Annotated in this window: 14 protein-coding genes; 9 read left to right on the top strand and 5 right to left on the bottom strand. The window is 64.1% G+C overall.

Annotated elements, in window-relative coordinates:
* Window positions 1-254: 254 nt before the first annotated feature.
* Both ACIHAO_RS19665 and ACIHAO_RS19660 read left to right on the top strand, forming a co-directional pair.
* Complete coding sequence (locus tag ACIHAO_RS19665; RefSeq protein ID WP_396559730.1) at window positions 255-812, top strand: hypothetical protein; 558 nt, start codon at window positions 255-257, stop codon at window positions 810-812.
* A complete protein-coding gene (locus ACIHAO_RS19660; RefSeq protein ID WP_396559728.1) occupies window positions 763-1,449 on the top strand; it encodes a GIY-YIG nuclease family protein in 687 nt (228 codons plus the stop codon). The genes ACIHAO_RS19665 and ACIHAO_RS19660 overlap by 50 nt, the downstream gene beginning before the upstream one ends.
* A 207-nt stretch (window positions 1,450-1,656) precedes the next feature.
* Here the strand turns inward: ACIHAO_RS19660 and ACIHAO_RS19655 are convergent, their stop codons facing one another.
* Complete coding sequence (locus tag ACIHAO_RS19655) at window positions 1,657-1,881, bottom strand: hypothetical protein (RefSeq protein WP_396559726.1); 225 nt, start codon at window positions 1,879-1,881, stop codon at window positions 1,657-1,659.
* Between the two features lie 243 nt (window positions 1,882-2,124).
* Here ACIHAO_RS19655 and ACIHAO_RS19650 point away from each other — a divergent pair, with 243 nt between their 5' ends.
* From ACIHAO_RS19650 to ACIHAO_RS19620, 7 genes are all read left to right on the top strand, one after another.
* On the top strand, window positions 2,125-4,977 hold the full coding sequence (locus ACIHAO_RS19650; protein ID WP_396559724.1) for a hypothetical protein: 2,853 nt from the start codon (window positions 2,125-2,127) through the stop codon (window positions 4,975-4,977).
* 628 nt (window positions 4,978-5,605) lie between these two features.
* Entirely contained in the window at window positions 5,606-6,673 is a 1,068-nt protein-coding gene (locus tag ACIHAO_RS19645) for an integrase core domain-containing protein (RefSeq protein WP_396559722.1), read from the top strand.
* A gap of 704 nt (window positions 6,674-7,377) precedes the next feature.
* Window positions 7,378-8,031, top strand: coding sequence for a Crp/Fnr family transcriptional regulator (locus ACIHAO_RS19640; RefSeq protein ID WP_396559743.1), 654 nt, complete (start codon window positions 7,378-7,380; stop codon window positions 8,029-8,031).
* Window positions 8,032-8,121: 90 nt separating this feature from the next.
* Window positions 8,122-8,862: a hypothetical protein gene (locus ACIHAO_RS19635; protein WP_396559720.1), complete on the top strand. Its 741-nt coding sequence runs from the start codon at window positions 8,122-8,124 to the stop codon at window positions 8,860-8,862.
* Complete coding sequence (locus tag ACIHAO_RS19630) at window positions 8,859-10,913, top strand: hypothetical protein (RefSeq protein WP_396559718.1); 2,055 nt, start codon at window positions 8,859-8,861, stop codon at window positions 10,911-10,913. The genes ACIHAO_RS19635 and ACIHAO_RS19630 overlap by 4 nt, the downstream gene beginning before the upstream one ends.
* An 11-nt stretch (window positions 10,914-10,924) precedes the next feature.
* Entirely contained in the window at window positions 10,925-12,301 is a 1,377-nt protein-coding gene (locus tag ACIHAO_RS19625) for a hypothetical protein (protein ID WP_396559716.1), read from the top strand.
* A complete protein-coding gene (locus ACIHAO_RS19620; RefSeq protein ID WP_396559714.1) occupies window positions 12,298-13,635 on the top strand; it encodes a DUF4407 domain-containing protein in 1,338 nt (445 codons plus the stop codon). Before ACIHAO_RS19625 ends, ACIHAO_RS19620 begins: the two co-directional genes overlap by 4 nt.
* A 597-nt stretch (window positions 13,636-14,232) precedes the next feature.
* Here the strand turns inward: ACIHAO_RS19620 and ACIHAO_RS19615 are convergent.
* The 4 genes from ACIHAO_RS19615 to ACIHAO_RS19600 all read right to left on the bottom strand — a co-directional run bounded on the left by ACIHAO_RS19615 (window position 14,233) and on the right by ACIHAO_RS19600 (window position 17,744).
* Window positions 14,233-15,084, bottom strand: coding sequence for a DUF4062 domain-containing protein (locus ACIHAO_RS19615; RefSeq protein WP_396559712.1), 852 nt, complete (start codon window positions 15,082-15,084; stop codon window positions 14,233-14,235).
* A 53-nt stretch (window positions 15,085-15,137) separates the two neighbouring features.
* Window positions 15,138-15,554, bottom strand: coding sequence for a hypothetical protein (locus ACIHAO_RS19610; RefSeq protein ID WP_396559710.1), 417 nt, complete (start codon window positions 15,552-15,554; stop codon window positions 15,138-15,140).
* Window positions 15,555-16,030: 476 nt separating this feature from the next.
* Complete coding sequence (locus tag ACIHAO_RS19605) at window positions 16,031-16,936, bottom strand: hypothetical protein (RefSeq protein WP_396559708.1); 906 nt, start codon at window positions 16,934-16,936, stop codon at window positions 16,031-16,033.
* 463 nt (window positions 16,937-17,399) lie between these two features.
* The gene (locus ACIHAO_RS19600) at window positions 17,400-17,744 is read right to left on the bottom strand and encodes a hypothetical protein (RefSeq protein ID WP_396559706.1); all 345 of its coding nucleotides are present in this window, start codon (window positions 17,742-17,744) and stop codon (window positions 17,400-17,402) included.
* Window positions 17,745-17,858 lie beyond the last annotated feature (114 nt).

The following is a 17,858-nucleotide window of genomic DNA, read 5'->3' as shown; positions in this document are numbered from 1 at the left end:
CAACACACTCGCCGCACTCTTCCCCGACCGACTACCACTCCACTAGAATCAAAGAAGAAGTCATCCGTGGCTTACACGGAAATCATGACAGGGCCATGTCGCCTGGTGTCGGACTGTTTCGGACTGTTTCGGACCTCTCGGGCTCGTCTCGGGCTCGCGGATGCCGGGTTCTGTCGTTTGATCCGGCTTGCGTCGCAATCCGGTTGTGTCGACACCCACGACCAGATCCGGACCACGCTGGAGGACATCACCGGATGAGCCCCGCACCTGACGACGCGATCGCATCCCGCATCCTGGCTGGCAGAGCGGAAAGCTCCAACGGCGCCGCCCCGACGATCATGGCCCTCGCCCACGAGGCTGGCGTCCCACGCAACGCGCTCACCCCACGACACACCGACCTCAAGACCGAGTTCTACACGCGCGTCCGTGAACGCGCCGGCACTTCCGAGGTCGAAGACCGGCCACGCGCAACCATCACCCGACTCAAGAACACGATCGCCAACAAGAACACCGAACTCAAGCAACTTCGCGCGGACGTGCCAGCCCTGGTCCGCACGATCAAAGTGCTCACGCTGGAAAACCAGCAGCTCCGCGAGGCTCGCGAACAGATCCTCCCGGCCCGTTGTACCGCTCCGGCCCCGACGCCCAACCCGCGACGAATAGGCGCCTCACCGACCGTTACCTTAAACGGTTCGCATAGAGTTGTGACGGCGAGCGGGAGGGATGCGCGGCATGCGGATACACCAGAAGTGGGGATTCGGGATGGCACCTGTGAAGCCCGAGAGCCAAAAACGACGCCACCAAGCGGCTAAGGCGGTGTTAGAGCTACTCAACTCGACAGATCTGTTCAAGCCCACCGAACACCTGGATCCACAGGTGGCCAACGCTCTTTCGGAAGTTAAGGGTCTCTTTACGCGCAGCTGCAAACAGGACCAGTGGGACTGGTTTACCGTGTGGACGCAACTCGGACGTCCGGGTCGGAAACGCTGCCGAGATATCTCGAAAGAACTGAGGAATCTTCGTCGAGCGATGCTTGATCAGGATGCCCCGCAAGCGTTAGCGGCACGCCATCAACTCATCGAAGCCGGATTCTTCTCCACGATCCAAAGGTTCCTGAACCCAAGACCAGATGGGTACTTCGGTGGAAGTGCGACCGGTTACGTCTACATCCTGTCCACGCGATCAAGTCCACGGTTGCTGAAGATCGGCTACACAGAGCGCACTGTTGAACAGCGAGTTAAGAAGATCAACAGCACCACCGGCATACTGGAACCGTACGGCGTCCGCGCTGTATGGGTGGTTCAGAACGCACCGCAGGTGGAACGAGCTGTTCATCAGGCTCTGGCCGATCACCGGGTTCGAGCTGATCGAGAGTTTTTCGAACTTCCCTATGGTGCGGCCTTCAAGATTGTCGGAGACATCGTCCACAACTCTCGTCGCGAGTTGTAATCGATAGCACCGCTGAGTCTGATCATGACAGCGCGACATAACTTTAGCGACGAGTCCCACCGCGTAGGAACAGATGCGATCCGGTCGTAATCGTGGCGACATGGATGCCGAGCCACTTGTAGTGCGTGGTGACCCACAACATTGCCTTTATTCCGCCATAGGCCAGGCTTCAATTGTCGGCTCGGTACCATCTTGGACGCCAGGTGGTCATCGGCTTGGCCGGTGAAGGAAGTCCAGCAGCAGTTTGAGCGTGCGGTATGCGGCATGTCGCCGCCACCTGTTCCTGGCCAAGGTGCCGATGAGCGCGAGGACGGCGACAAGCATGAGCATCACACAGCAGGCGGCGACTATGAACATGGGGATCTGAACGGCGGCGACGGTGCCGACGCCCACCATGCATGCTTTGCCTGCCGAGACATCGAAATGAGCCATGGCACGATCCTGGGCCGGCTCATGCGAGGAGTCGTCCGGACCGGACGCAATCCGAACACCGGACGATCCGGTCACCGACGTGATCTACCAGTAAGGTCGTGCCCGTCGTCGGTATCGTCGGCGCGCCGACCAGGTAGGTGATAAATGCCCCGCCTCGAGAAGAGCAGCTCGGACTCCGGGCGTGTCGGTTGCCCCCGCCAACTGGCTTCGGCGGCCACCGGGGAACCGGATCTGCATGATGCGTTGGATGAGCTGTATGCGGCTACCGGCAAGCCGTCGTATGCCAAGTTGGTCACACACGCCGAATTAGAGGAACACTCGATCAGCAAGTCCACGATCAGTGATGTGTTCAACCGAGCCGGCATGCCCACCTGGAAGACCGTGGAAACGTTCGTCCGCGCCTGCCTTCGACACGCTAGGGTCCAGCGCCCGGCCAAGATCCTCTCCACTCCGCTGGACGATCTCGGCTGGTGGGAGTCGCGCTGGCTCGACGCCCGGGCTTCACGGTCGACTGCCATGGAGAACCCGGGCTTGAAGACATCGCCGACTACCCGACCGATTGGGGCATGGGATCCGTTCGATCTGGCTATCCACCGGGTGATGAACGTCGGTGCACCTGAAGGAGATACGTCGTCGGCTCTGCCGGGCTATCTACGCAGGGACCACGATGCCTACGTGGACCAGTTGCTGGCCGATCCTCAACGCAGCGTCATGATCGTGCTTCTCGGCGGGTCGTCCACCGGTAAGACCCGTACCCTGTACGAAGCAATCAGCCGCCATGATCTGTTGAGGAACTGGCCGCTCCGATATCCCCGAGACGCCGCGCAGCTATTGCGCACCCTCCAGTCCGGCGATGTGCGTTTACAGAGGTCCGTGCTGTGGTTGAACGATCTGCAGGGTCATCTGACGGGAGCAGATGGCCCTGCGGCGGCGGCGGAGCTGCAACGGTTGCTGGACGGAGACGTGCCGGGACCGGTGGTGATCGTGGGGACGCTATGGCGGCCTCAATGGGACGAGTTCACCTCAGAGCCACTACGTGACCTGTACAGCCAAGCCCGCAGGCTGCTGCTACACCAAGTGAAGACAGTCGAGGTACCCGAAGAGTTCACCGAGCACCAACTCGCCGCGCTGCGCGACGATCATGACGCTGACCGGAGACTCGTCTCTGCGGCCGCGGCCGCGGGAAGCAAACGGCTGGTCATCCAGACTCTCACAGGCGGACCGCTGTTGGTCGACCGTTACGAACGACCACACAGCCAAAACGGCTGGTACGCCAGGGCAGTGCTGAGCGCTGCCCTCGATGCACGCCGCATGGGGCTGCACCGACCAATACCGGCGGCCGTATTACGGGCCGCCGCCCCGGCGTATCTGGACGGTGACGCACGAGTTGATCCCCCCGAAAACTGGATCGCTCAGGGCATCCAATATCTCACTCACGACCCGCGACACGGCGTCACAGCACTGGTTGGCTGCCGGGGCGAGCCCGGTCCCGGACCCGCCGACAGTTACGAGCCGCACGACTACCTCGATCAGCACAGTCGTGTCAGTCGGTGCGAGGTGGCTCCGCCTGCAGCACTTTGGCAGGCGTTGGTCGACGACACGCACGATCTCGACGACCAGCAGCGCTTGGCGAACAATGCAGAAAGCCGGCTGCTGTACCGATACGCGATGCCGCTTCTACGACGGGTCGCGGATACCGGTGACGACACGGCACGGATGGCCCTAGCGGAACTTCTCGTACAGCGAGGCATGATCGGCGAACTCTACGAGCGTGCCGACGCTGGCGATCGGTGGGCTGCCATGCGTCGCGCATATGCGCTGGTCGAGCACGGCCGCGTCGACGAACTCGGTGTCCGAGCAGATTCCGGCGACCAGTACGCGACCATGCAGCTGGCCGACCACATGTTCCGACAGGACCGCAGCCAGATGGCCTTAGATGTCCACCGTGGCCGTGCCGACCGACAAGGGATGACAGCTGCCCTGCACGAGGTCAACGAGCTGCTCCAACAGCAGCGCGCCGAGGACGCCGTAGCTATCCTGCTGCGGCGAGCCGAGCAGGAAGAACATTGGGCAGCGCAGCGGTTGACGGAGCTGTGCGATGCTGAAGGTCGCTACGACGACGAGGCGATGCAGGCCCTGCGCTCCGTCGCCAGCACTGTTCCGGGTAGCTGGGCAGCCCAGCAGCTCGATCGGCGATTGGCCGAACGAGGCGACCTAGACGAGCTGATCAAGCGAGCCGACGACGGGGACTTCATCGCCGCCGGATATGTTCCCTCGCTGCTGCGAGCGGCGGACAGGATCGACGAGCTACGGCGACGCGCCGACGACGGCGACACCAACGCCATCGGACACCTGCACGAGTGGCTCATTGAACAAGGCCACATCGAGGAAGCCGTTAACCGGCTACGTGCGTACACGGCTGAGGCTGGCCACACACACGCCGAGGAGCAGCTCGTCGGAGTGCTGGTGGAGCTCGGCCGGTTAGATGAGCTGCGGCAGATGGCTGATCGCGGAAACGATGACGCCGCCTGGTCGCTGGCGGACCTGCTGATCGACCGCGGTGACGTCGACACTGTGCGCTGCCGCGCGGAGGAAGGTGACGACCAAGCCATGGAACGGCTACTGGACTGGCTCACCCACACAGACAAGGCCAACGAAGCCCTCAGCATCATGCGCCAGCAAGGCAGCGCCCTGAACGCGAGCCTGCTCGCGGACTGGCTCGTCGAACAAGGACGCCCGGACGAGGCCGTCGAACTCCTAAGGCACCGCACGTTTCGTACCCAACTAGACGAACTTGACATCATCATGCTGGGAGTCCTGCTGCACAACCTGGGCCGGAGCAAGGAACAGTTCGACGTCCTCCTCGATCACTCCCGTCGCCCGGGTTCCCTGGCCTGCGAGCCACTGGCGCGATTGCTGGCGGCGCGGCGCGACGTCGACACGCTTCGCGAGATCGTCGTCAGAACCGGCAGCTGGGCAGCATCGCGCTGCCTTCTCGACCTCGCTCGGCAGAATGCCAGGCCCGACGCCATGAACCTCCTCCAGTACGGCCTCAGGCCCGACGGCAGCGTCGACGGCCCAACCGAAACCGCCTAACCGTGACGAATCCTAGGACCCTCGCCGCCCTCGACGCCATCATTACCAGGTCCTGATGCTCGAAACCGTCGGCACTGTCCGCACAGACGAAGACACGTGTGGTCATCCGCCATCAGGAGTTTCACACCGCCAAAATCGCCGACGAGTTGCACGATGAGGTTCTCCAGACCATGGCACTGGCCGGGAGGCGCCTGTCCGCCCTGGCGGACGAGCCTGGGGTGGTGACTGTCGCCGAGAGGCTGAGGGGATGGTGGGTCAGTTGAACGACGAGGTCGGCGTGCTGCGTGGCATTCTTAGCACGCTGCACCCGGTCCTGCTACGACACGTCGGGCTGGCCGAGGGGGTGCGGGCACTCGCTCGACAGATCGGCGACGGGAACGGGCTGATCATCCGGTTCAAGCCGCCGGAGCGAGCGTCTCGACGAGAACCTCGAGCCGGACGTGGCGACAGCCGCTTACCGTGTCATCCAGGAGGCCATGGCGAACGTGGTCAAGCATGCCGATGCCACGACGGTGGACGTGGAGCTGCGCTGCCAGCGTCAGCAGATGGTGTGGGGTTCCAGAAGTCGGTTCATGCATCAGACCTGCGGCGACAGGCGCGTTCGGCGGGTAGGGAATGATCGTCGGCCATGTCGTTGCGTTTGCTCTATCTGATCTTCTTTCGGCTGGCGGGTTTGGTGGTGTTGCTCGGCCGCTCGTCAGCGTCGAAGAATGTCGAGTTGCTGGTACTGCGCCATGAGGTGGCCGTACTGCGCAGAGGCAACCCGAAACCTCGCCTCGATTGGGCTGACCGGGCTGTGTTCGCCGCGTTGGTCCGCCTGCTGCCCAAGGCGCTGCGGCTGCACCGGTTGGTCACCCCGGGCACGGTCCTGCGCTGGCACCGGCGCCTGATAGCTGCGAAGTGGACCTATCCTCACCGGGTCGGACGTCCACCGGTCGACGACGCGATCGCTGGGTTGATCGAACGGATGGCCAGGAAGAACCACAGCTGGGGCTACAAGAGGATCCAGGGTGAGCTGCTCAAGCTTGGACACCGGGTCGGCGCGTCGACGATCCGGCGGATCCTGAAGCGGGCACGCGTACCTCCCGTGCCGGTCCGGGACACTGACACGACCTGGCGGCAGTTCCTGCGCACGCAGGCCTCGACGATGCTGGCGTGCGACTTCTTCCATATCGGCTGTGCGCTCACCTTCAGAAGAATCTACGTGTTCTTCGTGCTGGAGGTCGGCAGCCGCTACGTGCACATTCTGGGCACGACAACGAATCCGGACGGCGAGTGGACTACGCAGCAGATCCGCAACCTCGTGATGGATCTCGATGATCGCATCGACGAGTTCAGGTTTCTCATCCGTGATCGGGCTGGCCAGTTCGCGTCCTCGTTCGACGCCGTTCTGGCCGACGTCGGCATGGAGGCGGTAAGGATTCCTCCGCGTTGCCCGCGGGCGAGCTGCTACGCGGAACGGTTTGTGCTCACGGCCAGAACCGAGCTCACCGACCGGATGTTGATTCTGGGCGAGCGGCATCTGCGTGCCGTGCTCGCCGAGTACGTCCGGCATTACAACGGTCGACGGCCGCACCGTTCCCGCGAGCTTCGTCCACCACAGCCGATCCACCCCGTGGCAGACCTCAACTCTCAGCGGATCAGGCGGCAGCGGCTTCTCGGAGGCCTGATCAACGAGTACGAACGGGCGGCATAACCCTACTGGTCAGAGCCGTCGGCAGACTTGTGGAACCCCGCAGGATCGAACGCCTTGTAATACGCCGACGGGTCCATCTCGGCGGAGTCCTCCGTGAGTACAGACAGACCGCCCGACCTGAATGGGCGTGGGTTTCGGTACGCACAGGGTTCGTCAGCGTGATCGGCTCGGTGGACTGATCCACGAATATCAGCGGGTCGCATGATGTGACACAGTTTTCGGCACCTACAGGACGCGGTGCGCCGGTACGCGGACGGCCGCACCCGCTATCTGCACTTCGCCGCCGCCGGCGAGATCGCCTTGATCACCGACGAAACCGGTGCCGCGATCGTGCCGTGACCACCACCCGATTAACGTCGTGGCCATCTTCCAGGGGAATCCGTAAAAATGCGGATTACCCGGTCCGGTGCTGTGCAACCCTACACGACCTGCAGAGATCTTCATCCGCTTAGCGCAGTCGCCGGTCACGTGCACGCCGGTACGCCAGTCCGCGCCCAGGTGCACATCGAGGTCAGAAAATTTCACCACACCATGGACCACGAATCACCCGATGATCTGGACATTAACAACGTAACAAGCCTCCGCGCAGGATCGACCCTTAGGGAGTGCCGTGCAAAGCGGACCGAACGAGGAGGCGCGACGGGAGGCCGGGGGTGACCAATGGATGGCTGCGCGGCACCTACCTTTCCCGGCTGAGTCCTGCGATGGGAGAGAAGCTCCTGAGATTGGGGACGACACGGCGAATTCCCCTGGGAAACCAGCTCATCCGGCAAGGTGAACGGGAGTCCGACATCTTCCTGCTGACTGCGGCCGGCTCAACGGGATCGGCCTGCGTGAAGGTCAGTGTCACCTCGGCCGACGGGGCCAGCGTCCTGCTCGCGATCCGCATGCGCGGTGACGTCGTCGGCGAGGGAGCGGGATTCCGCTTCGAAGGCACCCGCGGTGCGACCGTGACTGCTTGCTCCGACATCCGCGTCCAGTCGATCACACGGGAAAGGTTCGATGACTTTCTGCAGGAGCACGCTGAGGCATCCCTCGCGCTGTGCGCGCTGCTGACCGAACGGCAGGATTTCGCCAACCGGCGCCGGCTCGATTTCGCGGCGTACAACGTCCAGATCAGGCTCGCTCGCCTGATCCACGAACTCGCTCTGACGTACGGCATCCGGTCCGGATCCGGTGGCGCGAAGCTCGACTTCGAACTGTCCCAGGAGGAACTGGGCAAGCTCATCGGCGCCAAACCCGATTCGGTAAACAAGGCACTGGGCACATTGAGGGCGGAAGGGCTGATCCAGACGCGCTACCTGGGTGTGTCCGTCCCCGACCTGGCCACCTTGCGCAGGGCGTCCGAATTGGAGTGATCGTCGAGAACCCGGATTTTTCGGAAGACGGCCGCCCTTCACCGAAGCAGGATCTTTCGCAGACAGTCACAATCCAGCGAAGGAGCCACGGTGACCGAGGATTTCCAGCGTCGCGGTCTGCACAGTTCGGACCTCGAGAATTACAGCGCTCGCATCGAGACCGAGCAACCCGAACTTCAGCGGAACCTCACCGGAATTTACGAAGAGGCCGCGCGCAAGGCCGGTTTGGACCGTTCCTTGTGGATGATCCAGTCGGGCGGCGACGGCGAGTTGGCGGTGCTACCTGGGGCCCAGTCTCTGATTCCGGTCATCGACGAATTCCCCCGCGCGCTGTCCGAGGCGCTTGCTGCACACAACGAAACCGCTCGTCCCGCGATGCGCATGCGGATGCGGCTGGCGCTGCACGAGGGGCTTTGCCGGCCGGCCGCCGGCGGGTTCGCCGGAGCGGGCGTGATCACGGTGTCCAGGATGGTCGACAGTGACATCACACGCGCTGCCCTTCGCGCGTGTCCCGAAGCGGACCTCGTCGTCCTGCTGTCGCCCACGCTGTACAACGAATACGTCGTGCAGGGGCACACGTCATTGTCCGGCCAGGAGTACCGCGAAGTCGAGATCAAGACCAAGAAGTTCACCGGCACGGCGTGGATGTACCTGCCCGGTCAGAACGTCCACGGTCTCGCGCTCGACGTACCGCCGCCCACACCGGAGACTCCGGCGCGTGAACCGGAGTCTCCGGCACGACCGGAGCCGGCGACGTTCAGTACCACGGTCCATGACGGTGTCCACGGAGACGGGCACGTCTTCGGTGCTGTGTACCAGAGCGGGCGATGACCACGGTGACGCCCGTCGACGGGCCCGTGGAAGACACAAAAGCCGACCAGACCGGGCAAGCCGACGAGGCGGCACCGAAGAAAGCGGCGCCCACCGCGGCGTTGTACGACCGCAGCATGGTGAACGACATCCACCAGACGTTCATCAACGGTACCTTCCCGAATGCCGTGGTCGGCGCCCTGAGCGGGACAAGCGGCCGGACGACCCGACTGACAGGGCTCGTCGGCGAGTCGGAAATCGCGACGCTCCGCAGGTTCGTGCGGCCGAAGGAATTCGACGACGGCGTCGACATGCTCGTACGCGAGCGGATGCTGGTGCTGTGCGGTTCGGAGGGCAGCGGCAGGCGTGCATCGGCGCTGTCGCTGTTGCGTGAGGTCACGGCCCAAAAGCTGTACATGCTCTCGCCGCAGGTCTCGGTAGCAGAGCTGGCCGAGCACGAATACGAGCCAGGCTGCGGCTACGTCGCCATCGACCGTGTCGTGGAGCGCGCCGGCGAAGAATCCGACTTCGAGTGGCGCCTCGTCCGAGACCGGGTGGTCGAGCACGCCAGTTACCTGGTTGTCACGCGGCTGCCCAAGGAAGGCGCCAATCAGCTCGGGCACATGGAGTGGTCGTCGCCGGCGGTCGGGAAAGTGCTTCGCGCGTACTGGCGGGAACCTGAGGATTGGTCCGAGGAAGACGCCGGCAAGCTCGCCGACGCCCTCAACTCGGTCGACCGGGTGAGCGACGTGGTCGGCCTCGGCAAGCAGCTCGCCGGGGGCAAGTCGCTGGACGACGCGCTCAGCCACCTCGACACGCGGATCCGTGAGGTCGTCGGCAAGTGGTTCGACGAAAACATGGAAAACCCGTCACGCATGATCGAAATCACGGCGCTGTCGTTCACCGTTGGCGTGGACGAACGCACGTACGAGGCGGGCTTGCAGCGGCTCAAACGGATGTTGGACAAGTACTTTCCCGAGCCCGTGGACGAGGAGGACGCCCCCAAAACAGCGCCGCGGTACAACTTGCGAGAGCTGCTACGCGAGAACGAATTGATCGCGATCGGCACGGTCCCGACCGAACTCGGGACCCAGGGTGCAACGGTCTTCGCGAGGCCGGAATACCACCGGCACGTTCTGGCGCAGCTGTGGAAGCGGATGGACGTCTCGTTCTGGGACGCGGTGAGCAGTTGGCTGGACGAAATCGTCGTTCGGCCCGCTTACGAGATGTGCGTCGCCGGCGGTCTCGCTGAACTCTCCGTCGTCGCGATCGGCGAGGTCGTGCCGATCGCCTTCCACTGGGCGCGGGGTAGCCGCGGGCCGGCGGGCCGGCGGGCCGCGGTCTACCTCCTGTACTTGATGGCGAGTGACGACTCGCTTGCCCCGGCTGCGTTGAAGCTCGCGACCGAGTGGATCCTGCGTGGCGAACCCAACCATCGGTGGGTGGCGGCGATGGCCTTCATCGGTCAGCTGGGTGTCCGGTACCCGCATGACGCACGCCGCCGGCTGTGGCAGATCTGCGTGCAGTGGCATACCGTCGACGGCGATATCGAGCATGTATTCGGCGAGTTCTTCAGCACGCTCGTGCGCTCGTCCGAAAACGCAAACCTGGTGCTGACCTTCCTCGGCGAAAAGGTGGAGCGGTTTCTCCGCGTCGGGGCGCGCCCCGAAATCCGCCTGATCACTGCACAGGTGGTGATCGCCGTGGTTGAGGCGAAAGACGTGAAGACCCGGCACTCGTCCGTGCTTACGCACCTCGCCGAGTTCCCCGGAGACACGGCCGAGGTCGGTCGGCTGCTGGCCGGTGTGCTCATGGTCCGCCCGGTCCGGAGGCGGGCGCTGAAGGCGTTGCACGGGCTTCTCGAAGACCTCGCCCGTGACGAGAAGACCGCGAGCACCCGCGCGAAGACGCTCGGGGAGGTGTTGCGGGCCCATCTGCCACCCGACGAACACGGCCCGTTGGAGGACCATTTCCGGATCGTCGCCGAACAGCAAAAAGGCACCGATATCAAAGCGCTGATCAATGCCGTGCTCGACGCGCTCCAGGCGCGGGTCGCCGGCGACAAGCAGTAAGGAAGGGCTTCATGAACGATGTCTCCTACCCGGTCGTCACCGAGCGCGTGCTCGCCCCCATGGCGCCCAAGAAACTTTTCGGGAAGGGGCAGACCCGCCGGGCCGACGAAGTCCCGGAGCCGCTTGTGGGTCACTGCCTTGTGTACCGGACCCGTGGTCAATACACGGTGGACACTTATTGCCTGCCGCCGGACTCTCCCATCGTCGTCGAGGCGACCCACGTGTCCGTCGTCGACACCACGGTCGACACCAAGATCGCGGTCGAGCTCCCACTGCCGTCGCGGGACGCATCGTTCTTTACGCTGCGCGTGACGTTCCTGTGCACCGTGGACGACCCGGCCGAGGTCGTCCGCGTCGGCGGGCAGAGCGCGGAAAGCCTGCTGGCCGGCTACCTCCGGGGGCATCAGCGCATCTTCGAAATCGGTCTCGACTACGGAGTCGACGACCTGAACGACGTCCGGCGCAAGCTTAGCGCGCAGGTCCGCGCCTACGCCGAGGTGACCCCGCCCGACCTCAGGGGGATGAAAACGAACCTGGCCAGCGTCGAAGTGAGCACTCCTGATGATGTGATCGAGTTCCACGATCAGCTGCGCGCGAAGCATCGGGATTACGTCGTGAAAACCGAGGAACTGGTCAACTCCGAACACCTCGACGACATGAAGGAGCAGCAGCAGTACCGCCGGGAGCAGCGAACCAGCGAACACGCCCGGCGGCTGGACGCCGACCAGCGCGAACACCACCGGACAGAGCTGCGTCGCACCGCCGAAGCGGTGGGCGCGGACCCGTTCGCGGCCCTGACCCTGGCCCACACGGCGGGTGAAGTCGGCGCGAAGGAGTTCGCGGAAAGGATTTCTGCGATCCGCGAAAAGGAAATCGAGCAGGACCGCGAGGATCTGCGAAACCGCATCCAGTACGACCGGCAGCACGAGAACCGGCACTGGGCTGCCGAACGCGAAGACCGGAGGAAGGAAACCGAGCAGCGCGCGCTGACGCACGAAGCGGAACTCCGGCAGATGGAGGCGAGCAAGGAGTTCGAACGGGAACGCATCCGCGCGAAGTGGGACGCCGAGATCGCGCGTCAGCGGGCAAAGTGGGAAGCCGACGAGGCCACCCGCATCCAAGTAGGCACGTGGGCATACGAGGAAAAGCAGATCGAGCGCGAGGCTGTAGAGCGGAAGATCCTCGCCAAGATGGAGGTGCTGCGCGAGTTCGCCAAGCACGGCCAGCTGGACATGCTGAACCTGAAACTGGACGAGGTCGCCAACGACATGCTCGCGATCGAATCCAAATCCGACGAATCCGCTCCCGCGGTCACCCAGCCGGAAGCGGAACCGGCAAGCGACGACGGTGAGCAGGACGACGATCGCACCACGCGGGTGGAGGCATGACCGACCTTGCCGACCGCCCGGTCCGCACGTCGCTACCTAACGACACCGCGGTCGGCGCATTGCGGCCCGTGTTGCCCAAGCGCGGCTTGCCGAGGCTCATGCGCAGGCTAATCGGTGTCGACGAGGACGTGCTTGACTGGGTGCCGGAAGAGCGGCCCCGGTACACGCGCATGGGTTTCATCGTCTTCAACACCGGCGTGCTCGCCGGGGTGTCGATGCACCTGGCGCTGTCCAGTGTGGTAGGACCGCACTGGTGGCTCGTGTTCGCTGATCTGTTGTGGGCGTGGATCATCATCACGGTCGACAGCTGGCTGATTTCCAGCACGCACGGCGCGACGCGCACGTCGCTATTCGGCACCTACCTGCCCCGGTTGTTGCTGGCGGCGCTGCTGGGCTCCGTGATCGCGGAGCCGCTCGTGCTGACGGTGTTCCACCAGTCGATCAGCAACGAAATCAGCGAGTATCGCAAGGCGGAGATCGACGGCTACCAGACGCAGCTCAAGCGGTGCAACCCACCTTCCGGTGAGCCGGACCTCGCCCAGTCGTGCGCCGGCTTCCTCGTGACGATCGCCGAACGGCCACAGGCGATCAAGGACGAGCTCGATCGGGCGACCAACGACCGCGACGACCTCAAGGCGAAAGTGGCCGGCGCAGACCGCAGGCTCGCCGAACTCGAACAGCTGGCCGTGGACGAATGTGCGGGCAAGGCCGGTCCCGGCCGTACGGGCCGGGTGGGCGAAGGTGGTGAGTGCCGCCGCGACCGGGCAAAAGCCGACGAGTTCCGCCGGGACAACCAGATCGACGCGTCGCACCAGGCCCTCGCGGCCGCCGAGCAGAAGGTGATCGACCTGAACGGGAAACTCGCCAATGCATCGAGCAGCACCGAACGCGCGGTCAACGCCGCGATCGACGCGGAAGTGCGCGAGAAGGCGAGCAACCTGACCGAGCGCGGTCTGCTCGACGAGTTCGACGCGCTCGCCCGGCTTTCCGCTCGGCACTTCACGGTGCTCATGGGGCACATCCTGGTGGCTTTGCTGCTGATTTCACTCGACTGCCTGCCAGTACTAAGCAAGATGCTGAGCAGCAGCACCGAATACGACGCCAGGGTGCGACGGCAGCTCGACGTCTCGGCCCACCTGCACGACCTGCAGCTGAGAGCGAGCGAAAAGCGCGACGCGGCCGACTTCGAGTTGCAGGAACGCCGCTCGGAGCAGAAGCTCCGCAGCGGCATCGAGGCCATCGGCGGCGAAGACAGGACCGCGAAAGAGCGACGAAAGATCGAGACCGCCGCTCAGATCGACCGACTGGCCGCGGCTTTGGAGCAGCAAGGGTGAGCCTCGGGGGACCGCCGATCCGGAACGGGCGGTCCCGAGGAGGGAAATTGCCAGGCTTGACGACGGCTTGGTTGAGCGGGCGAAGCTGATGGATGCTCAGCATCGGGAGTTACACCAGCGGCCGATCCCGGCCGAAGCGATTCGTAAAGCTTTGGGCGTAGGGGCTGAGCGCTCTCGCGCTTTGACGCGTGTGGTGCGTGCGGAATGGCGTGGATCCTCGAAACTAGCTGAAGATTCTGTTGCCTAGACCGAACCCGGTTCGTAGTTCCCGGGCGGACGTGCCCGGTGCCGACCTGGAAACCAAGGCCCTGGACACCGGTCCAACCACCCGCGAACGGGTAGACAGAAATACTTCACCAGTAAGCGCCATGGCTGGCACCAACGAACGCGGGACGCACCTCGAAAAGGTTGCCGGAGGAGGTACCGCCTATAAGGAAGCCGACGACGTGCAGCTCGCTTGACTCGCCCTTCAGCCTGTCGGCGGTCACGCCGGCAGGCTGAAGGCGGTCCCGCAATCGAAACGTCGCCAGCCGCCGTCCCTCCTAGCCGGACAACGCGAGGGCCTGGCGAGATGTCGTGGGCTGATCGCCCCGACAGCTACCTCACGTGGAAGTCTTTGTTCTTCTGCTTGCCGTCTTCGGTCCACGTGATCCGTAGAACGGGCTCATCGCCACCCATGGTGAGTGCGTAGGGCAACCTGCGTGTTTGTCCCTTGTGGACGACGGTGGCCGAGTCGCTGGCGGCGAGATGCAGGCTGGAGCTCTCGCCGACCACTTCGTACTGAACCGCCTCGGCGTCCACGGAGCCCTTGTTGGTGATGTCGAACCAGCGGCGGGTGGTGTATTTCGCCTTTCCTCGCTTGTCCGTACCCGAGAACTCGCGCTCTTGCTGGGGTTGCACGTCGAAATCCACGCCTGTATTGGACGCGTTCGTGGGCACTTCCACGGCGAGCTTCGCTATGTCGTGGTCGATCGCCTGCCGTACCTGGTGAGCCAGATCGCTGGGGTTATCGAACTCTCCCAGCAGCCCTCGGCCCTGAAGGTCCCGTTTGAAAGCCCGGAGCGCATCGAGTTGTGTCGTGTCGACGTCGCTGGGCAGAGGTGCCGTCGAGAAGTAGAGATGGACCGGCTTTCCCTGGTCGTTGGCGCGCTGGATCTCCTCGGCGGTTCCTGAGACAGCGGCCGGGGTAGGAGACCCGAGTCTGCTGCCGAACACGGCGAACACGATGTCGGACTCGTCGACGCCTTGGGCGTTGATCAGCTCCTGGGGGTGCCCGCCGAGGACTGGAACCGACGCAGATTCCCAGCGCCAAGGCTGCAGGATGATGTGCTTGTGGTGGGCGTTGGCGGTGTTCCAGCCGTAGATCGCCTTCTCGATCGCGTCGCGGGCCTCCGTGACGTCACCAGGAGAGGCGATCATCACGCGCAAGACGTGTGCCGTGTAACCCATGCGGGAACAATAGTCGGCGACCTCGACTGTTCACCGGAGGCCGACAGGGAGCTTCAGGCGAGGATCTTCTCGTCCGGCTCGAACCGCTCCAGGTACAGGCGCCCGAACTCGCGCCAGTCATTCGCCGTGGCGCGTTCGTCGGCGAAGTCCTCTAGACAGTCATCGAGTTCGTCGAGCGACCATCCGCCTCGCAGATACGGCCGGACCCAGCGGCGGTCGTTCTCCCATGCGGCAGACGCCCACTGACGCCCCGCCGATCGATGAAGACCTCCCCAGAACAGGTTGCCCGGGTCCGGGCCGCGCAAGCTCGGGAAGTCCGCCGCGGGGGGCCAGCGTCGCCACGCCTGGTTGAAGCTCAGCTCCAAGGCCATCTTCGTGCTGGTCAACGCCTCGACCCCGGCCGCGAGCACGCCGAGCGCCACGCCCTCGACAACGTGCTTGACCTGCTGATCCTTGTTCGCTGTAGCCATGGGCAAGACCTTAGACGCGCGAACGAAGATCGCCACCGCACCCGAGCACCAAGGGGGACGGTTCTTCACGCCAACGCGGAGTTCTATCTACGCTGACCGCTGCTGGTCTTTGCGGTCGTGACGGAACGGCCGTCCCGGGCGCGACGAAGCCATTCCCGGCGATCGGATCGAGCCTGGCTTCACCCTCGGACGTTAGGTGAAGCAGCATGCGCGACATCGTCGAGAAAGTGCCGGAGATCATCACCACCCCGCGGGGCGCCATCCACAGGGATCGTCACCGCAGCCCGCGCCCGGAAGTAACCCGACGATCCGGAGGACCACTAGGCCGCGGATGCCTGAGGGCAAATCATGTCCCTATCGAACCTTGCCGGGACGCCTATCGCGGCGCGTATCACCTTCAGGTCGTCTACGTCGAGCAGTGTCGCGGGGGACTTGCTGACCCGGGCCTCGGAGGCGGCTCTCCCGAAGCTGGGCTACTAGTCGGTGCTCTGTGGGAAGAGCGGCTTCAAAGGAGGCGCCGCCCCTCGGAAGAAGGCATGCTGTTCGGCATCACCGGGGCGGACAGTCATGATCCTCGTTCGCTGGATCTGATAAGAGTGCCGACCGCGGCGGAACTCGAAGGCGTCCCCAGGCACGTGCCGGGTGGAGATCTTGACCAACCCCAGCTTGGCCAGCTCCCGGGCGCCTTTGAGTCGGGTGTCTTCAGATAGGCCGTAGCGTTGTTCGGCCATCGAGGGGCTCAGCCACACCCAGGGCGGTTGCGAACTCTTGACCTCGCGGCCGGATTCCAGCCACAGCACCAGCAACATCACCAGGGCTGGTCCGCTGGTGAGCTCCTTGATCCACCCGTTGGTCCACAATTGACCCGGTAGCTGGATGTAGCGGTGCGGCGCGGCCTTGGCAGGCTTGGATTTCAGCCGGGTGTACGCCGCGCCGGGTAGCTCATAGCGATCGCCGCTGCGAGTGTCCTCAAGCAGATGTACGGCTGCGTCACGCCCTGGAGCGCTGTCGAGTTGCAGCAGATCGAGGCGAGCCAGGGAGCGCAGGGCAGTGCGGATCCGACGGGCGCCGGCGGCTTCAGGGTCTTCCAAACCGAGCAGAGCGGCCCAAGCCCGGTACGGATAGGTCAGGGTCGGGTCGTCATGCACCGCCCACAGCAACGACAGAAGCAGTCGCAACCGAATGTCGCCTCCGGCGACCGCTCGGCTACCGGTCGCACCACGTAGCACCGCGATTGCCGGCGGCGCCGGCTCGGAGGCCGTCGCGCGCTGAATGAACCCGTACCGGACCGGTGCGTTGCGCTTGGCCTGGCGTGAGAACCGGAACGCGATCTCCAGCTGGGAAAGCGGCTCGGACTCGGGGACAGCAGACTGAGTCGCCATCTTTGCCGCCTCTCTGGCAATAAACCCGCCGAAGTTTTAAAATCTGTCCAGCCGCAGTTGGAGGTTGGCGGCTATAACGTAGTACCTGTTGACTCGGTACTTTCTTGCTGGCTCCAGTCTAGCCTAATTTCCTGTCCAGGCGGTACAGGGGAGCAAGAGATGACGTCTAGCCCCTGTTCATTAGGACCTTTGCTCAGGGCTAGGCAGCCTGCTAGTGTTGCAGTCGCGAGTCGGAGGACCACTCATTTCTGGCAACGGTTCGTGAGCGGAAGGCTGGATGTCCAACGCCCTCTCTTAGGAGCCCTCCGGGTGAGACGGTGTCGGCTAGGGCCGGAGGCTGGTGGGCCGTACACCTTCGGGTGTGCGGCCCACCGCTATGTCCGGGCGCAGGGAACGAGGTTGCCTATCTGCATGGTGATCTTGACGGGACCAGGTCTTCGCTGAGAGATGGTGGACGCTCGAACTATCTCGCCGCAGTGTCCTGCGTGGACTCGACGGAACTCGGGGCGTGGTATTTGCGCTGGTGGGTGCGCACGCTTTGAGTCGTGCCCTTGTACCAGCACCCCCGCTCGGGACAGGCTTCCCATACGCCGGCCTCAACTGCTTGGTGGATGACCGAACGGCCCGGTCCGTAGCCCTGGGCGTGCAGCAACTGAGGTACCGAGCCGTTGAACTCGGCGGCGATCAGCGCCGCCTCGGCGATCTTGTCGTGCCCTTGGGTGAAGAACGCGCCGATAGCGGTTTCCTTTCCGCAGCCGCACCAGCAGGTGCCCGTCGGGATGAGTCGCGGAAGCTTCGACTGAGTCATAGAGCCATGATAGGCGTCCAAGAAGATGATTCAAGAAGTTGTTTCTAGAGATTACTTCTTGGCTGCCGCTGAGGGCGTTTCCACCTCGGGCGTCGCCGCGTGGGCCGCGCTCTG

This window comes from Amycolatopsis sp. NPDC052450 (assembly GCF_044547565.1).
Taxonomy (GTDB): Bacteria; Actinomycetota; Actinomycetes; order Mycobacteriales; family Pseudonocardiaceae; genus Amycolatopsis.
Note: the sequence above shows the minus strand (reverse complement) of the source record. Positions and strands in the feature narration are given on the sequence as shown.